This window comes from Exiguobacterium sp. UBA6282, assembly GCF_002440475.1.
GTDB lineage: Bacteria > Bacillota > Bacilli > Exiguobacteriales > Exiguobacteriaceae > Exiguobacterium_A.
The window spans coordinates 115,859-131,572 of sequence record NZ_DJUM01000047.1; the positions used below are offsets into that span (position 1 = coordinate 115,859).

At 40.6% G+C, this 15,714-nt stretch carries 16 protein-coding genes and 1 tRNA gene; 11 read left to right on the forward strand and 6 right to left on the reverse strand.

Annotated elements, in window-relative coordinates; all coding sequences use genetic code 11:
- Window positions 1-91 precede the first annotated feature (91 nt).
- Entirely contained in the window at window positions 92-1,762 is a 1,671-nt protein-coding gene (locus B2751_RS12450; protein ID WP_290775032.1) for a glycoside hydrolase family 13 protein, read from the forward strand.
- 59 nt (window positions 1,763-1,821) lie between these two features.
- Here B2751_RS12450 and B2751_RS12455 read toward each other — a convergent pair whose 3' ends face one another.
- The 3 genes from B2751_RS12455 to B2751_RS12465 all read right to left on the reverse strand — a co-directional run bounded on the left by B2751_RS12455 (window position 1,822) and on the right by B2751_RS12465 (window position 3,558).
- Window positions 1,822-2,193 carry a PilZ domain-containing protein gene (locus B2751_RS12455; RefSeq protein ID WP_290775034.1) on the reverse strand — a complete coding sequence of 124 codons (372 nt, stop codon included), beginning with the start codon at window positions 2,191-2,193 and terminating at the stop codon, window positions 1,822-1,824.
- Window positions 2,194-2,250: 57 nt separating this feature from the next.
- On the reverse strand, window positions 2,251-2,949 hold the full coding sequence (locus B2751_RS12460) for a queuosine precursor transporter (RefSeq protein ID WP_035407338.1): 699 nt from the start codon (window positions 2,947-2,949) through the stop codon (window positions 2,251-2,253).
- 126 nt (window positions 2,950-3,075) lie between these two features.
- Window positions 3,076-3,558 (reverse strand): GNAT family N-acetyltransferase, encoded by a 483-nt coding sequence (locus B2751_RS12465; RefSeq protein ID WP_035407341.1) that lies wholly within the window; start codon window positions 3,556-3,558, stop codon window positions 3,076-3,078.
- Between the two features lie 202 nt (window positions 3,559-3,760).
- Here B2751_RS12465 and B2751_RS12470 point away from each other — a divergent pair, with 202 nt between their 5' ends.
- Both B2751_RS12470 and B2751_RS12475 read left to right on the forward strand, forming a co-directional pair.
- Window positions 3,761-4,075, forward strand: a complete 315-nt coding sequence (locus B2751_RS12470; protein ID WP_023468579.1) for a hypothetical protein — start codon at window positions 3,761-3,763, stop codon at window positions 4,073-4,075.
- Window positions 4,076-4,115: 40 nt separating this feature from the next.
- The gene (locus B2751_RS12475; RefSeq protein WP_290775036.1) at window positions 4,116-4,907 is read left to right on the forward strand and encodes a class I SAM-dependent methyltransferase; all 792 of its coding nucleotides are present in this window, start codon (window positions 4,116-4,118) and stop codon (window positions 4,905-4,907) included.
- 53 nt (window positions 4,908-4,960) lie between these two features.
- On the opposite strand, the gene putP is transcribed toward B2751_RS12475, so the two are convergent.
- Both putP and B2751_RS12485 read right to left on the reverse strand, forming a co-directional pair.
- On the reverse strand, window positions 4,961-6,433 hold the full coding sequence (gene putP / locus B2751_RS12480; RefSeq protein WP_290751086.1) for a sodium/proline symporter PutP: 1,473 nt from the start codon (window positions 6,431-6,433) through the stop codon (window positions 4,961-4,963).
- Window positions 6,434-6,693: 260 nt separating this feature from the next.
- Entirely contained in the window at window positions 6,694-7,869 is a 1,176-nt protein-coding gene (locus tag B2751_RS12485) for a MalY/PatB family protein (RefSeq protein WP_052018998.1), read from the reverse strand.
- Window positions 7,870-8,025: 156 nt separating this feature from the next.
- Here B2751_RS12485 and B2751_RS12490 point away from each other — a divergent pair, with 156 nt between their 5' ends.
- The 7 genes from B2751_RS12490 to B2751_RS12520 all read left to right on the forward strand — a co-directional run bounded on the left by B2751_RS12490 (window position 8,026) and on the right by B2751_RS12520 (window position 13,025).
- Window positions 8,026-8,223 carry a hypothetical protein gene (locus B2751_RS12490; protein ID WP_035407347.1) on the forward strand — a complete coding sequence of 66 codons (198 nt, stop codon included), beginning with the start codon at window positions 8,026-8,028 and terminating at the stop codon, window positions 8,221-8,223.
- 85 nt (window positions 8,224-8,308) lie between these two features.
- Window positions 8,309-8,379: transfer RNA gene (locus B2751_RS12495), tRNA-Thr, on the forward strand.
- An 88-nt stretch (window positions 8,380-8,467) separates the two neighbouring features.
- Window positions 8,468-9,355: a helix-turn-helix domain-containing protein gene (locus tag B2751_RS12500; RefSeq protein ID WP_290751079.1), complete on the forward strand. Its 888-nt coding sequence runs from the start codon at window positions 8,468-8,470 to the stop codon at window positions 9,353-9,355.
- Between the two features lie 7 nt (window positions 9,356-9,362).
- Window positions 9,363-10,253, forward strand: coding sequence for a helix-turn-helix domain-containing protein (locus B2751_RS12505; protein ID WP_290775039.1), 891 nt, complete (start codon window positions 9,363-9,365; stop codon window positions 10,251-10,253).
- Between the two features lie 83 nt (window positions 10,254-10,336).
- Complete coding sequence (locus B2751_RS12510) at window positions 10,337-11,218, forward strand: helix-turn-helix domain-containing protein (RefSeq protein WP_035407355.1); 882 nt, start codon at window positions 10,337-10,339, stop codon at window positions 11,216-11,218.
- A 36-nt stretch (window positions 11,219-11,254) separates the two neighbouring features.
- Entirely contained in the window at window positions 11,255-12,121 is an 867-nt protein-coding gene (locus B2751_RS12515) for a helix-turn-helix domain-containing protein (RefSeq protein WP_052018999.1), read from the forward strand.
- Between the two features lie 28 nt (window positions 12,122-12,149).
- On the forward strand, window positions 12,150-13,025 hold the full coding sequence (locus tag B2751_RS12520) for a helix-turn-helix domain-containing protein (protein ID WP_290775043.1): 876 nt from the start codon (window positions 12,150-12,152) through the stop codon (window positions 13,023-13,025).
- Here the strand turns inward: B2751_RS12520 and B2751_RS12525 are convergent.
- Window positions 13,022-13,651 (reverse strand): FMN-dependent NADH-azoreductase, encoded by a 630-nt coding sequence (locus B2751_RS12525; RefSeq protein WP_290775045.1) that lies wholly within the window; start codon window positions 13,649-13,651, stop codon window positions 13,022-13,024. The genes B2751_RS12520 and B2751_RS12525 overlap by 4 nt on opposite strands.
- Before the next feature lie 145 nt (window positions 13,652-13,796).
- On the opposite strand from B2751_RS12525, the gene B2751_RS12530 reads away from it, so the two are divergent.
- Window positions 13,797-15,638, forward strand: coding sequence for a putative bifunctional diguanylate cyclase/phosphodiesterase (locus B2751_RS12530; RefSeq protein WP_290775046.1), 1,842 nt, complete (start codon window positions 13,797-13,799; stop codon window positions 15,636-15,638).
- Window positions 15,639-15,714: the final 76 nt, after the last annotated feature.

The window sequence follows — 15,714 nt, forward strand, 5'->3', positions numbered from 1 at the left end:
GTTGTGAGAATTGAAAGCGCTTTTACAAATTGATGCAATCGTTTGCTCAATATGTAGCACGACAGGTACATAAAAGAGGAGAGTGTAGAAGATGGAACGTAAATGGTGGCATGATAGTGTCGTTTATCAAATTTACCCTCGTAGTTACAAGGATTCGAATGGAGATGGAATCGGTGACTTAAACGGAATCGTTGAAAAATTGGATTATCTGAAGACACTTGGCATCGACGTCATCTGGTTAAGTCCAGTCTATGATTCACCGAATGACGACAATGGATATGATATCCGAGATTATGAAGCCATCATGAAGGAATTCGGAACAATGGATGATTTTGATCGTCTTCTAGATGAAGCGCATGCACGAGATATCAAAATTGTCATGGATCTCGTCATCAATCATTCGTCGGATGAACATCGGTGGTTTGCGGAATCGCGTCAAAGCAAGGACAATCCGTATCGGGATTATTACATGTGGCGTCCAGCAAATCCAGACGGTTCATTACCGAACAATTGGGGTTCGATTTTCTCTGGTCCTGCATGGGAATATGATGAGGCAACAAATGAGTATTACTTACATCTATTCTCGAAAAAACAGCCTGACTTGAATTGGGAAAATGAACAGATGCGTCAAGAGGTTTATGGGATGATCCGTCGTTGGTTAGATCGAGGAATCGATGGTTTCCGGATGGATGTCATCAACTTGATTTCAAAGACACCTGGATTACCCGATGCGACGGTCCATCCAGGAGCATTGTATGGAGATGGTGGAGAACACTATATCAATGGACCGCGTGTCCATGAATTTCTACATGAGATGAACGAAGCATCGTTTGGAAAGTACGATGTCCTGACAGTCGGTGAGATGCCGGGAGCAACAACAGATGATGCCATTCTTTACACGGATCCGGCACGTAAAGAGGTCAACATGGTCTTTACGTTCGAACATATGGATCTTGATTCAGGTCCGAACGGAAAATGGGATGTCATTCCGTTTGATTTGCTTAAACTCAAGCAAAATTTCACCAAATGGCAAACAGCGTTGCATGAAACAGGCTGGAACTCCCTCTATTGGAACAACCACGATCAACCTCGAGTCGTCAGTCGATTTGGTAATGATACGACGTATCGCGTCGAGTCAGCTAAAATGCTCGCTACGCTCTTACACCTTCTAAAAGGAACGCCATATATCTATCAAGGCGAAGAAATCGGAATGACGAATGTCGCGTTTGAAGACATTACGGACTATGAAGATATCGAAATTCGGAACATGTGGAAAGAACGTACGGCACAAGGAGCATCACCGGCAGAACTACTACGTTCCATCCATATCAAAGGACGCGACAATGCGCGGACACCGATGCAGTGGGATGCATCGGAAAATGCTGGTTTCTCGACGGGAACACCATGGTTGAAGGTCAATCCGAATTATCCAGACATCAATGTGGAACAGGCGCTTGCCGATGAACAGTCCATCTTCTATTACTACCAGCAATTGATTCGACTACGACATGATCATGAACTCGTCGTATACGGTCGCTATGAACTCTTACTTGAAGATCATCCGGAAGTCTACGCGTATTCGCGGACGCTTGAAGGAGAAACGTGGTATATCTATTGTTCGTTTGCAGATCATGACATTCATGTACCGATTTCTCACGCGACAACGGATCGCGTGATTGGTAACTACGCTGACACCAATACATCGGATGGCTTGACATTACGGCCATATGAATCTGTCGTTTTCCGAACGTTTGACGCTTAAATTTTCTGATTAAAAAATGGCATTGCCCTTACNNCTTACAAATGTAGGGCGATGCCATTTTAGTCTTTATGAAGTGACCGTTCTAATTGCACGATCTGTTTCACTTGTGAAATAATTTTTTCGCGATCAGTTATTGTCGAATTAAGATGGATACCGTACAACCGATCAGGACCAGAAGGCTTCTCATGCAATAAAAATCCATCGATGCAGAGCGGCTCGTGCCCTTCGATTAACGAGAACTCAACAACGATTTTCATTGATTTTTGAAGAGGCAGTTTTAATGCAGTAGTGATTGCCATTCCATTTGGTGAGATGTTATGAATCTTCATCAAGCCTTTTGGTGTCCGTTGCTCATTTTTCAGCAAATAAAACTCGCCCGTTACGGGTGTTTTCAATGTATAGCGAAACGGTTCATTACGTTTAATCTTCATCTAGGCACCTCCATTCCCATTATCCGACAATTCGCAAAACTCTTCTAGTCTTTTTTATCAGGCTGCAGCATCTGTTGATCGTTTCGTCGGATGGATGCGCTTTGCTAAATACATGAATGGTGTCGCGAACCAGGCGACGACGAATTTTGCGAGATATGTCGTAATGAAGATTTGCCACCAAATAGAGAATGGCATATCGTGAAAGGCGATCGCACAAAATGTCAACGTATCGAGCAGTTGGCTTAATACAGTTGATCCCGTCGTCCGTAACCAAAGTTTTCGTTCGCCTGTCTTTTGACGAATCTTCGAATAAATGAAGACATCAAACAATTGCGACACGAGATAAGCGGCAAGACTACCGACAGCAATCCATGGCAGGAGTCCGAATAGTAGATGTAAAGAATCAGATGTTTCGAGTGCTGCTTTATCGGCGAGTGGGGTATACAAGAGACTGAATTGCATGAGGACGGTCGTCGTGATCAAGGAAAAGAAACCCATATAGACACCTTTTCGAGCGACCTGTTTGCCATATTTCTCATTGAGAATATCCGTCGCTAAATAACAACTGCCATAAACGACATTTCCTAACGTGAAGACGAAACCAAAAATATCGACGGTTTGTGTGACTTGAATGTTTGCAATGATTGTTGCGATGGCAATCCACATCAACAATCCGGTCTTTCCAAATAGATAATAACTGAAAATCAATAATCCCATCGTTAATAAAATGGAAGGGATCCATAACCATTCGTTCATGAGGTAGACTCCTTTCTGTTCATACAGATGAAAATTGTACGCTGAAATCGATCGCCTGTCAAAGGTGAGTTACACATGTGACCAATATAAAAAAGACCATGAATCTCATGGTCTTTCAAATAGTGTTCAACCGAGTCGTTGTAAAGAATATCGACGTCGTCTCCCTTTGACGTAATAGTTCTCAATCGACGTAAAGTCATTTGCTTCTAAAATACGTTTCGCGTAAAAAGCGTGTGGTGATTGATCGAGAACACGCGCGCGTACTTCATGACGATCTAGTACTCCCGAATGCTTTAATGCTTCGGCAACTGCTTGAGTAGCTATACCACGTCGTGTATAAGGATCAAACACCATAAAGTCGAGTTGAAAATAGTGACCCATTTTCAAAAGTAGAACCCGCCCGACGATCGTATCTGCTTCAACGATATCAAAGTAGTAATCTTCAGGATAACTGTGCTCGACGGAATCAAAAGCTCGCTCTTCTCCAAGCTCATGGTCATACCCTTTGATTTCTTGCGGAGACAGCCCATATGCTTGCTCGCCATACTTCAAGAAATGGTCGTACTCAGCTTGATCGACATGACGTAATGCTCGACGTCTTAATTCCATCACAAAATCCTCCCTCATCCCAATTGATGCTTCGTTTACATTATAGCGATACCCTCCTTGCAATTGCAAAAATTAACTGGAACCGATCCGCAGGAAGAAATTTAAAAAAATCATTTTGTAATCATCTTGTGATTGTTTTAATTACCTCGAAATATGGTAAAGTAATGATGTAGACAACTGCATACTGGAAGGGGCTGGAAACGTGTTCACAGAACGTGACGGAATCAAATTGCGTTTAGAGCAAATCGAACGATTGTATTCGGACTTGAATCGTGAAGCGAAACAATTGACGGAACGCTTACGCCAATTAGATGAACAAGGGGATGAAGTACAACATGATCTTTCTCTTAACAAAGAAGATCGTGATCATTTGAAGTCAAGCATCGATGAGACACTTCAAGCTCTCATGAAACGGACTACGGTCGATGCAAAAGTCGAACAGGAAAAGCAAGAAGACCTGATTTCGAAAAAAGCATTGATCGAAGATATTGAAGGATTATTGAAGAAAAAGAAATGAGCTAGCTGCGGCTGGCTTATTTTTTATGGGGGAAATAAGTATGAAACCAACCATTGGACTGACGACGTGTCTTCGTCCGACTGACGTCGTGCATCATCGTGTGAAGCAGTTATTAGCGGATGAGACGATACACTTCGTCTATATCGCACGGCAAAAAAAAAGCATAGAACACCTACAACAGGAGACGAGATTGCCGGTATTAGTCGTCGATAAGAAACGACTAGATTTATACCCACTAGGCGAAACGGCATCGTTCTTTTTCCATCCTTCAAGTGCGGTCTTTCGCATCAAACAAATTGATGCAGGTGGAAGAGATCCTCTCGTTGCGATGGGACGCCTATCAGAAGGGATGCATGTGTTAGATTGTACACTCGGTTTAGGTGCAGATGCGATTGTCATGAGTCATGCCATTGGAGATCAGGGGCGGATCATCGGTCTAGAAAGCAAGACTGAGACAGCCTTTGTCGTCAAGGACGGATTAAAACGCTGGGAAGAATCTTACGAACCAATCAATCAGGCGATGCGACGAATCGAAGTAAAAGTCAGACACCATCTCGCATTTTTGAAAGAATGTCCGGATAATTGCTTTGATGTCATCTACTTTGACCCCATGTTTGAACAGACTGTTGAAGAATCGACACATCTAGACGCTTTACGAAAACTTGCGAATTATGAAGCCTTATCTGTTGAAGCGATGATTGAGGCGAAGCGTGTGGCACGTCAGCGCATCGTATTAAAAGCACATTATGAGAGCCCGCTGTTTGAGCGCTTTGGATTTGAACGATCCAAGCGTAAGACGTCGAAGTTGCATTATGGCGTGATTGAACTGTAAGTCAAAAAAGACCTCTGCCGATTTTGCGGCAGAGGTCTCACTGTTGATAGTGATTATTGAATAGCGTCTTTTAATTCGTCTTCCATCTCTTCGAACGTTTCCTGAACGGCACTGACCGGTTGTTTCGTCATCAAGCTGACGACGACCGTAAAGATCAAGCTGGTGAAGAATCCAGGTACCATTTCGTAAAGCGTCGTGCTAAGCCCGAGTTGCACCCAAATGATGACAGTCAAGGCACCTGAGATGATACCTGCTAATGCGCCTTGTTTCGTCATCCGTTTCCAGTAGAGGGAAAGCAAGATGATCGGACCAAAGGCAGAACCGAATCCAGCCCAAGCGTAACCGACAAGTGCAAGAATTGTCGCTGACGGATTCCAAGCGAGGATACTCGCAACGATAGCTACGACAAGAACAGCAATTCGACCTGTTAAGACGAGTTGTTTATCTGTTGCATTCTTTTTCAAGAACGTCTTGTAAAAGTCTTCTGTCAACGCACTTGATGTGACAAGTAATTGTGAGGAAATCGTCGACATGATTGCCGCGAGAATCGCAGCCATCAAGAACCCTGTGATATACGGGTGGAATAGTACATCCGAGAAACGGATAAAGACTGTTTCCGGATCACCTAGTCCATTCCCTTGTCCTTCGAAATAGGCAATTCCAACTAGACCTGTCATCATGGCACCAATGATAGAGATGAACATCCATCCAATACCGATGCGACGAGCACTTTTTAAGTCCTTGACAGAGCGAATTGCCATAAAACGAACAATAATATGTGGTTGACCAAAGTAACCAAGTCCCCAAGCAAGGAATCCGATGATTCCAAGAACTGTTGTCCCTTTAAATGGATCAAACAACGAAGGGTCTAATTTTTCAGCATAGTTGAATGCACCATCGACTCCGCCGACGTCGGTCAATGCAACGACAGGAACGAGCACGAGTGCAATGAACATGATACAGCCCTGGACGAAGTCGGTCCAACTAACTGCGAGAAAACCGCCGAATAAGGTGTAGGCGATTACGACCGCAATCGTCAAGAGCATACCATAGTGGTAATCAAATCCGAATGAGCTGACAAATAATTTTCCACCTGAAACGATTCCAGCTGATGTGTAGAACGTGAAGAAGATGATGATGACGAGTGCTGACACAGTACGAAGCACGCGTGATTTGTCTTCAAAACGATTCTCTAAGAAATCAGGAATTGTAATCGAGTCATTTGCCATTTCCGTATAGAGTCGGAAACGTGGAGCGAGTACTAAATAGTTTACGTAACATCCAATCAATAATCCGAGTGCGAGCCAGAGTGCTGAAACACCTGTCGCGTACATGGCGCCGGGAAGTCCCATGAGCATCCATCCACTCATATCCGATGCACCAGCAGAAAGTGCTGTAACACCAGGACCGAGATCGCGTCCGCCTAACATGTAATCCTCTGTGTTCGTCGTTCGTTTGTAGGCAAAATAACCGATTGCCAACATGAGAACAAGATACAGAATGATTGAAATCCATTCTTGCGTCATAAAGTTAAATCCTCCAAATACAATAGTTTTTTTACGATCAAGCATACATTGACCTGTTCGCCAAATGATATGTTCCCCACCTTACAGGGGATAAAACGACTTTGCAAGCCACTTCATTTTCAGGAAAAGTGCCACCATGCCTAGTGCCTCAAGAGATTGAAACGGTTTTAGTCCCTATTAAAGTTCTTCTAATCAAAATATTCCGAATAATTCACTGCATTAAAAAATGACCTTAATGATTTAAGGTCATTCGAGTCAAATTAATTGCTCCAAAATCGTTCGTACGCAGCGCTTAAGCGGTCTAGAGCTTGATCGAGCTGTGCGCGAGGGCAACCGATATTTAAGCGTTCAAACGTTTCTCCATGGGAACCGAATGAAGAACCGTGTGTCAAAGCGAGTTTTGCTTCCTTAACGAGCCAATCGGCGCGCGTTTTGCTATCGAGATTAAGTGCTTTGAAATCAATCCACAACAAGAATGTAGATTCTGGAATGATGACATTTAATTTCGGCATTTCTTGACGAATACGACGGACGGCATGGTCACGATTGTCTTCCAAATAAACAAGGAGTTGCGCTAACCATTGCTCACTCGCATGATCTCCGTACGCCGCCGAAATAGCAGTTGAAGCCAATGCGTTTGGATGAACAAAATGACGTTGCTGGACACGCTCGATCCGTTGACGAATCGAAGTGTCTGGTACGACCAAATAAGACGCGTAAAGTCCAGGAATATTGAATGTTTTGGATGGTGCGCTGACCAAAATGATTTTTTCATAATCTAAGGCAAGAATTGGTGTGTGCACAGAACCCTTATAGACGAGATCCGCATGAATTTCATCGGATACAAGGTAGACATCGTGTTGTTTCGCGAGTGCTACGATGCGCTGTAATTCCTCTTTAGGAAAGACTTTTCCGCTTGGATTATGAGGACTACACAGAATCATCATCTGCGCAGTCTGCATTTGTTGTTCGAGAAGCGAGAAATCCGTCCGGTACGTCTCTTCTTCTAAAAGAAGTGGATTCTCAACGATCTGCCGTTGGTTAGACTGGATGATCTGATGAAATGGTGGATAGACAGGTGTCTGGATGATGATTGAATCACCAGGTTCAGTTAGCGCTAGGACTGTATGGGCAAGTCCTGGAACAACACCGTTCGAATAAAGAATGGAATCGGTAGTGATCGTTACGTCATATCGCTTCAGAAACCAATGCTGAATCGCTTGTTTTGCTTCCTCTTCAAACATCGAGTAACCGAAATGACCTGTAGCAGCACGTCTTGTCAACCGTTCTGTGAGATGATGCGGTGGACGGACATCCATGTCGGCGACCCACATCGGAATCAGCTCATCGGATCCATAAAGTGAATGAAGTCCGTCCCATTTGACGGATCCTGTATTTCGTTTCTCAATCGTTTCATCGAAATTAATCTGTTCCATCAGACTTCACTTCCTATTCTTTTTAAGTTAAACTGCTCCATTTCACCATAGCGGATAAAGAGAGGAAGGAGCAAGTCGGAAAATAAAAGGTTTAACATTTATTCGATCAGGCAATTATTTAACTCGAACCTACCATAACAGAACGGAGTGATGATCATGTTACATTCTAAAGTAGTTGTCGGGCGAACGCCTGAAGAATTAGAAGAAAGATTGAACGAATTTTTTGAGAACAATGGTGTTGGGTCAAACGCCATCATTACGTTGAAGTTTTCAACATTCGTCGCGTCTAAAGCGGATGAACATTATTCGGTTTTAGTCGTCTATGATAATTCATTAACAAAAACGACACTGTAAAAAAGTAACAAGGAGTTGCGTGGAAATCACGTCGACTTCTTGTCTTGTCTTTTTTTATAAGTTATACTAGAAACAGATTTTACAAGCTTCCGTAGGTTAATGGCAGACCTCAGCAATGGTAATGCTGCAGTGCGAGTTCGATTCTCGCCGGAAGCATACACGCGTCTTTCGTCTCAAGTGATATATACTTGAAACGAAAGACTTTTTTTATGATGGATTCATCTTTGATTGAGGAGTGAACTTCATGCATCCAGTCATTCATTCTGTTGGCGATAAGATCAAGCAAGAACGAAAAAAACAAGGAATGACACAAAAAGCACTTTGTGAAGGAATTTGTAGTCAGGCTGAGATCAGCAAAATCGAAAATGGTCGAAATTCTCCGACGATTGATTTACTACAGCAAATTTGTCGAAGACTGCGCATTCCGATTTCATTGTTTTTTGAAGATGAAATCGTGTCACATAAGTTAAACGAAATTGATCAACGAATGATTCGTCATTTACGCGAAAAAACATATTCAGATATGGCAAAGGACTTAATATTATATGAAAAATCAAAAAACGCTGTCGAAACTCAAATTTTAATTCGTTATCATCAAGAATTACTTGAATATGAAAGAGGAAATGTTGATTTTCGGACCTGTATTGCGTCCTTGTTGCAAGTTGTCAGTGAGGAACGGGTGGAAGAAAAATCATTTTTACTTTATACACGAATTCAGATGGTGATAGCGGTACTTTATACGAACCATGAAGAATATAATCGTGCTCATCAAATCTACAAGGCATTATTAGAGTTACCTTATCAAACGAGAGAATATAAAAAAATTCGAATGAAGATCATGTATAATTTCATTCGTAACTTAGTAGAGTTTGAACGATTCGAAGAAGGGTTGCAGAAAGTTGAGCAGGTAATTAAAGAAACGAAACAATTGCAAGATTTAACGTATCTTGGACAGTTTTATTTTCAAAAAGGCATTTTGTTAGAGGCGTTAAAAGCATCGGAACGAGATACAACGGAAGCCTATACGACCGCCTATTCCTTTTTTGTTGCGACTCAGAATCACTCTTATTTAAAAATCCTTGAAACGTATTTTTCCGAACATCTCTTATTTCCGCTTAATGAAAGTGAGTGAGTAAACGATGGAGATCACTGCATTAACTTCATCGATTGGTACAAAAATCAAACAACTGCGAATTGAGAAGCAGATGACACAAAATGAACTATGTGAAGATATTTGTAGCCAAGCTGAAATCAGTAAAATCGAAAACGGCTTAAATTCACCGACTGTTGATTTGTTGCAACAAATTGCCAAAAGGTTAAAGGTGCCCATTTCTTTATTATTTCAAGAGTATACGGATGAAGAACAATTTTTTCAAATTGATCAATTCTTATCCGATTTGCTTCGAGAAGAGAAGTACGAAGAAGCAATGGAGCGAATTAATCAGCAAGAAAAAAATATGATCACTGAAGTCGATATTTTAAAAAATTACATTAAAACGATCATTGATCTAAAACAAAATCGGATTGACTTTCGAACAGCTGCTAGCCTACTCAGTAACTTGTTGAATGAAAAAGAAGTGTGGTCGCACTCCATTCAATTGTTCATTCGAATCAAAATGGCGATTGCGAATATGTATTCAGAACAGGATCTATTTCATTTAACAGAATCCGTATACCAGGAATTAGAAAAAGAAATTGAAGCGCTCCAGTCGACTGCTCATCTGAATGCGTTACTGAAAATTTATTTTAATCATTGTCAGATTCTTGAATACCAAGAAAAGTCTGAAGATAGTATCGTCATCGCTAAGAAAGGATACGAACTATGTTTGATGCATAACCATACATTTTTATTTGGACATTTTTATTATCAACTCGCGCACTACCACGAACAATCAGGTGAAGATGAAAGGTCACTTCAAAAACAGTATTCCATCGCATATGTGTTGTTTCATGCGTTTGAGCATGATGTTCGAAAACAGATGATTCTTCGCATGAAGGAAAAGTATATGTTATTTACCTTTGAGAAGTGATAAATAGGATGCGTAACCTTCTTGCCAAACAAGAAGGTTTTTTTATTAAAAGTGCAATCAAATGAGTAGTGAGAGGTGATAAGATGAAAAACGTACATCCAATTGGGGAGACACTGAAATTTTATCGACGTTTGAACAACGTATCACAAAAAGACATTAGTACAGGGATCTGTAGTCAGGCTGAAATTAGTAAAATTGAAAACGGTAAGGTGATGCCGACCGTTGAATTATTACAGCAACTTGCTATAAAACTTTGTGTGCCTATATCCGAACTCGTTAAAGATGGTGCTGAACACCGTTTGGAACAAGCTCGTATTCTTGACCAAGCACTTCGTAAGCTAGTACGAGAAAATAAATTTGATAAATGCCTTCGTGTAATGAAACAAGTCTCATCCCGTCGATCTTCTGACGAAGTAAGGCGAATAGTGAGATACTATGAAATCGTGATCGCCTATCGGCAACAGCACGTTGATTATCGAACGACCTCAGTCTTATTTGCACGATTGATCGATCAAGAAGGTTTACAGGTGCAGGATCCGATTCTTTACTTTCGAGTCAAGATGGCACTATCCATTTTATATGCGGAGTGCGAACAGTATCAACAAGCAGAAAAAATATATACTGACGTATTACAGTTCACGACAGAAATTAGCGGTTTAAAAGAAGAACGACTTAAGATTCTTTATAATTATGCGAAATTATTATATAAAGTTAATCAGTCAGAAAAGGGACTTCGTATCATCGAGGAAGGGATACTGCTCAGTCGAAAATTGAAACAGACATCCTATTTAGCGCACTTCTATTATCAACGTGGTGAATTTCATGAGCGAATGGGTGTAGATATCTTGCAGACGAAACATGATTATACGATGGCCTACGAATTATTCTCTGCCTTTCAGATGAAACAATATGCTGACATCGTTCTAGAGGTGAAACGTTCTTTTTTGCAGTCTATGCCTGAATGAGGTCATTGCTTAACAAACGAGAAAAGAGGAGAAACGTTGCGTATTGAATCATTTGGTAAACAGATCAAACAACTACGGATCGAGAGGAAGTTGACACAAAAAGAATTAGCGAAGGATGTATGCAGTCAAGCTGAATTAAGTAAGATTGAAAATGGGAAAACTATACCAACAATTGATCTTGTTCAGCGTTTGTCTCAAAAGTTACATATTTCAATGGATCAGATTTTCATCGATTCAAATGAAGTAAAACTATTTCAGCGCTATGAGGTACAACTAGCGGACTTTTCTAGACAACGTCGTTATGATGAAATGCTTGATTTCATGAGATGTTTACCAACTAGTCTTCCTCCTTCCGTTCAGTTATTGATTCGTTATTTTGAATGGGTCGCTCGCGAAGGGAAAAAAGATATCGATTATCGAACATGTATCTCACAGTTGCTTCGGTTATCGGATGAACAACAAATGGAAACAGAGTACCCTGTTCTTTATTTACGTATTCGGATGTCTGTTGCAAACTATTATTATTTAAACAGTCAGTATCCGTACGCGAGAAAAATTTATCAAGAATTACTAACCTATGATTACTCGACGGATACGCTGAAAAAGTTACAATGTAAAATTTTATATAATCATGCGCAACAGCTCTATTTTCAAAATGATTTTGTAACAGGGTTAGAGATTACTGAAAAAGGAATCGCCTTATCCGTTGAGCGAAAAGATACAGCGATGTTAGGACACTTCTTTTATCAAAAGGGATGTTTCTATGAAGAATTGAGTTACGCAGAACGTGATATTCGTGACGCGTTTACCTACGCCTATTCTCTTTTTACTGCTTTTGGTAATGAAAATCATGCCGCGCTAGTATTAAAAGGAAAAAACCAGTTTCTCTACTTTCAAATGTAATCATGGAAGTAAAAGAAAGGAGTATAATTTGAATCATTTACCCGTCTCCATTGGCTATGAAATCAAGCGACTTCGAAAAGAAAAAAAGATCACACAAGCAGAATTATGTGAAGGCATCTGTAGCCAAGCTGAAATTAGTAAAGTCGAAAACGGTAAAAATTCACCTACCATTGATTTACTCCAACAAGTGGCCAAACGGCTGAAAGTACCATTATCGATGTTGTTTCAAGATCATTTACGAAGTGATGTCTTTCAATCATATGATGAACAATTAGCGGACTTGTTACGTACTAATAAATATGTAGATGCTCTGAAATTGAGCGAACACGTACTGTCTACAACTGAATATGAACAGGTACGTAATTTAGCAAGATATTATCAAATCATTGTGCAGGAAAGAAGTGGTCAAATTCATTACTTAAAAGCTGTTCAATCGCTCGAACGGTTACTAAATAAAGAACAACTCTGGTTTGAATCAGCTACCTTGTATCTACGGATTCAGATGGGGATGGCGAATCTGTATGTCGAACACGGTGACTTTGAATTAGCGGATGATCTTTTTCAGAATTTGATTCAAGCAAAATACGAAACGATCGAATTAAAAAAAGTTCGAATCAAGATTTTATATAACTATGGACAACAACTTTCACTGCAAAAAAAATACCTTGCTGGTCTAAAAATCACCGAACAAGGTATTCAGGAGAGTCTTCAATTGGAAGACGGTCATTTCTTAGGTCACTTTTACTTTCAAAGGGGATACTTTAAGCAGCAATTAAATGGTGATCTCTCAGATATCCAGCGTGATTTTACGATGGCCTATTCCTTATTTTGTGCATTTGATATGCCGATTCATGAAAAACGTCTTCTGGAAGAATATGCAGAGTATGTTCTATTCCCAATTTAAAACGAACGACCGAATTGTCGGCACTCTTGAAGCGCTTGTTCGATCAATTCAGATGCACGATCTGGGTATTGCTGATGTCCTTCTAAAATGACAGTTGATACATCATTGATCCCAAAGAATGCTAACAAGTCCAACATATAGCGAACCGCGTGTTCACTTGGGGCTTTCTCTTTTGTCGAGTAATCACCACCGCGTGAATGAATCAATAGCACTTGTTTGTCTTCAACAAGTCCGATCGAACCTTCGGCTGTATAACGAAACGTTTGACCAACCTGGGCGAGATAATCCATGTAATTGTGAAGCGGTGCCGGAACCGTTAAGTTCCACATCGGAAATGAAAAGACAACTTTATCGGCATCTAAGAATCCGTTTAAATATTCTTGAAGCCGTTGTGCATGAGTCGCATCATCTCCAGTTAATTCTTCCCCTTTAAATAGCCGCCCTGCCGCGTTCGCAAGTTTTAGATCAAAGAAGGGAAGACGTTCCTCGAATAAATTCAAAACCGTAATTTTGTCCTCAGGATGATTTTCACGATAAGCATTCAGAAAGGCATCGTTTAATTCAGAACTAATGCCTTTTTTTTGATGCGTGCTATCGTTTGCTTCGATGAATAGTAAATGAGACATAGTGATCGCTCCTTTCTATACCTATCTATTCCCATTTTGCTTAAAATCATGACTTCCCATTATTTTATTATTTTTAGAAAATTCAAGTTTTATTTTGGTTCTGATAAGGAAAATAAACGACAGGAACTTGAAAGAGGGGATGGCGATGAATACACAGCGACGTTCTTCCAATAGTCAGCAATATCATCGAGAAATTCGGGCAAATTATCAATTGTTCGGGATGATCATTTTTATTTTGACGAGTTGTGGTGCCGTTTTATATATCGTTGCCAATACATTTAGTAGTTATGGTTTGAAAGGAGAGGATTGGATACGTGCACTTGTCATTGCGAGTGCTGGGAGTGTTCAATACTTCATCGGTAAAAGTACATTATCAGACCGACTAAAGCCACATATGATGTCTAGCGTTTTTTTATTGATTCCATATATTTATCATCCATTCATCGGTAGGGGAGTCCAGACAGTTTGGGCATGTGCCCTTCTATTCATATTAGCTTCCTTAGTCGTCATCAACCGAACGATGCTACTGTACGCAACAAGCATCACGACGGTTTCTCTTCTTTATATTTGGTATCAAACTCCATCACTTGAAAACACTTCGATGTTTGTATCCGATCACATCGCGCGTATTGGACTTATCTTGATTGCGACGATCATTAGTTTACTGATCCATAATCAATATGTTACCCGTCTTGAACGAAATATTGAATACTTAGCCCGTTTACAGGAACAAGCATTTACGGATCCCGTGACAGGTTTACCAAACCGCTCTTCGTTTGTCATTGAAGTAGATAAGAAAAAACAAGATGGCGATATGATTTGTCTCGTGGATTTGGATGATTTCAAAACAGTAAATGATGCATTCGGTTACCGAACTGGTGACCGTTCATTACACATCATTGGTCGACGATTGATGAATCGTTTTTCAGATTGTACGATTGCGAAAGCGAGCGGTAGTGCTTTTTTACTTCATGCGCCTTATCATCATGATGCACGAGTCCTCTGTGACGATATTTTATCAAGTGTATCAGAACGTGTACAAATTGACTTTAAGCAAATCAATGTTACTGCGAGTATTGGTGTTTCCTATATTAATGATGAATCGACGGACCATGTCATCAATGACGCGGAGATTGCATTATTTACAGCCCAATCAAATCGAAAGAACACGTATGCGATCACAGACTTAGCAACACAAAATGAACGGAAGCGAGCACTCCAGTTAACGCGCGATTTATATGATGCAGAATTGGATCGAGACTTCTTTATTTTATTTCAACCTCAAGTCAATGCGAGAACGCGTCAAATTACAGGTGTAGAGGCTTTAATTCGTTGGAATCATCCGGAATACGGTCTTGTTCCACCAGTTGAGTTCATTCCACTCGCGGAAAGAACACGATTTATTGAGACATTAGGGCGATGGGTCATGCGTCAAGCCTGTCTTCAAGGAAAAGCTTGGTTGGAGGAAGGGAAGGAACCTCTGACGATTTCGGTTAATGTTTCACCGTGGGAATTACGACAAGCTGATTTTACGAATCGAGTGCTCACTATATTAAAGCAAACAGGTTTTCCTCCATCCCTACTTGAAATCGAGATGACAGAACATATCTTTATCGAAGGAACCGAGCAAATTATCGAAACATTAAACGCACTCCATTTGTATGGCATTCGAATCGCTCTTGATGATTTTGGAACTGGATTCTCATCCATGCAACCACTCGTGGAACTACCGTTCGATCAATTAAAAATTCCAAAAGAAATCGTTCAAGAAGCGATTCATTCTGAAAGGAAACGAGCAATGATCGAGACGATCATTCAATTAGGAAAACGATTAAATATGGCAATCGTAGCAGAAGGAATCGAACTTGAAGAAGAGGCAACATTGCTCGAACAGATGGGGTGTCATACGTTGCAAGGATATCTATTCTATCGACCGCTACAGCCGCAACAATTAGAACATTTTTTAGCGATGTATCGAGAAGGCTAAACAGATATCAAACAATTGAAAATACAAACAGGCGAAGGATCATGTCTATCGCCTGTTTGTATTACCATATAGGAGA

Coding starts and splice junctions, on each gene's coding strand:
- B2751_RS12450 (WP_290775032.1), top strand. CDS start 92: ATGGAACGTAAATGGTGGCATGATAGTGTCGTTTATCAAATTTACCCT.
- B2751_RS12455 (WP_290775034.1), bottom strand. CDS start 2,193: ATGAAGATTAAACGTAATGAACCGTTTCGCTATACATTGAAAACACCC.
- B2751_RS12460 (WP_035407338.1), bottom strand. CDS start 2,949: ATGAACGAATGGTTATGGATCCCTTCCATTTTATTAACGATGGGATTA.
- B2751_RS12465 (WP_035407341.1), bottom strand. CDS start 3,558: ATGGAATTAAGACGTCGAGCATTACGTCATGTCGATCAAGCTGAGTAC.
- B2751_RS12475 (WP_290775036.1), top strand. CDS start 4,116: ATGAAACCAACCATTGGACTGACGACGTGTCTTCGTCCGACTGACGTC.
- putP (WP_290751086.1), bottom strand. CDS start 6,433: ATGACGCAAGAATGGATTTCAATCATTCTGTATCTTGTTCTCATGTTG.
- B2751_RS12485 (WP_052018998.1), bottom strand. CDS start 7,869: ATGGAACAGATTAATTTCGATGAAACGATTGAGAAACGAAATACAGGA.
- B2751_RS12490 (WP_035407347.1), top strand. CDS start 8,026: ATGTTACATTCTAAAGTAGTTGTCGGGCGAACGCCTGAAGAATTAGAA.
- B2751_RS12500 (WP_290751079.1), top strand. CDS start 8,468: ATGCATCCAGTCATTCATTCTGTTGGCGATAAGATCAAGCAAGAACGA.
- B2751_RS12505 (WP_290775039.1), top strand. CDS start 9,363: ATGGAGATCACTGCATTAACTTCATCGATTGGTACAAAAATCAAACAA.
- B2751_RS12510 (WP_035407355.1), top strand. CDS start 10,337: ATGAAAAACGTACATCCAATTGGGGAGACACTGAAATTTTATCGACGT.
- B2751_RS12525 (WP_290775045.1), bottom strand. CDS start 13,651: ATGTCTCATTTACTATTCATCGAAGCAAACGATAGCACGCATCAAAAA.
- B2751_RS12530 (WP_290775046.1), top strand. CDS start 13,797: ATGAATACACAGCGACGTTCTTCCAATAGTCAGCAATATCATCGAGAA.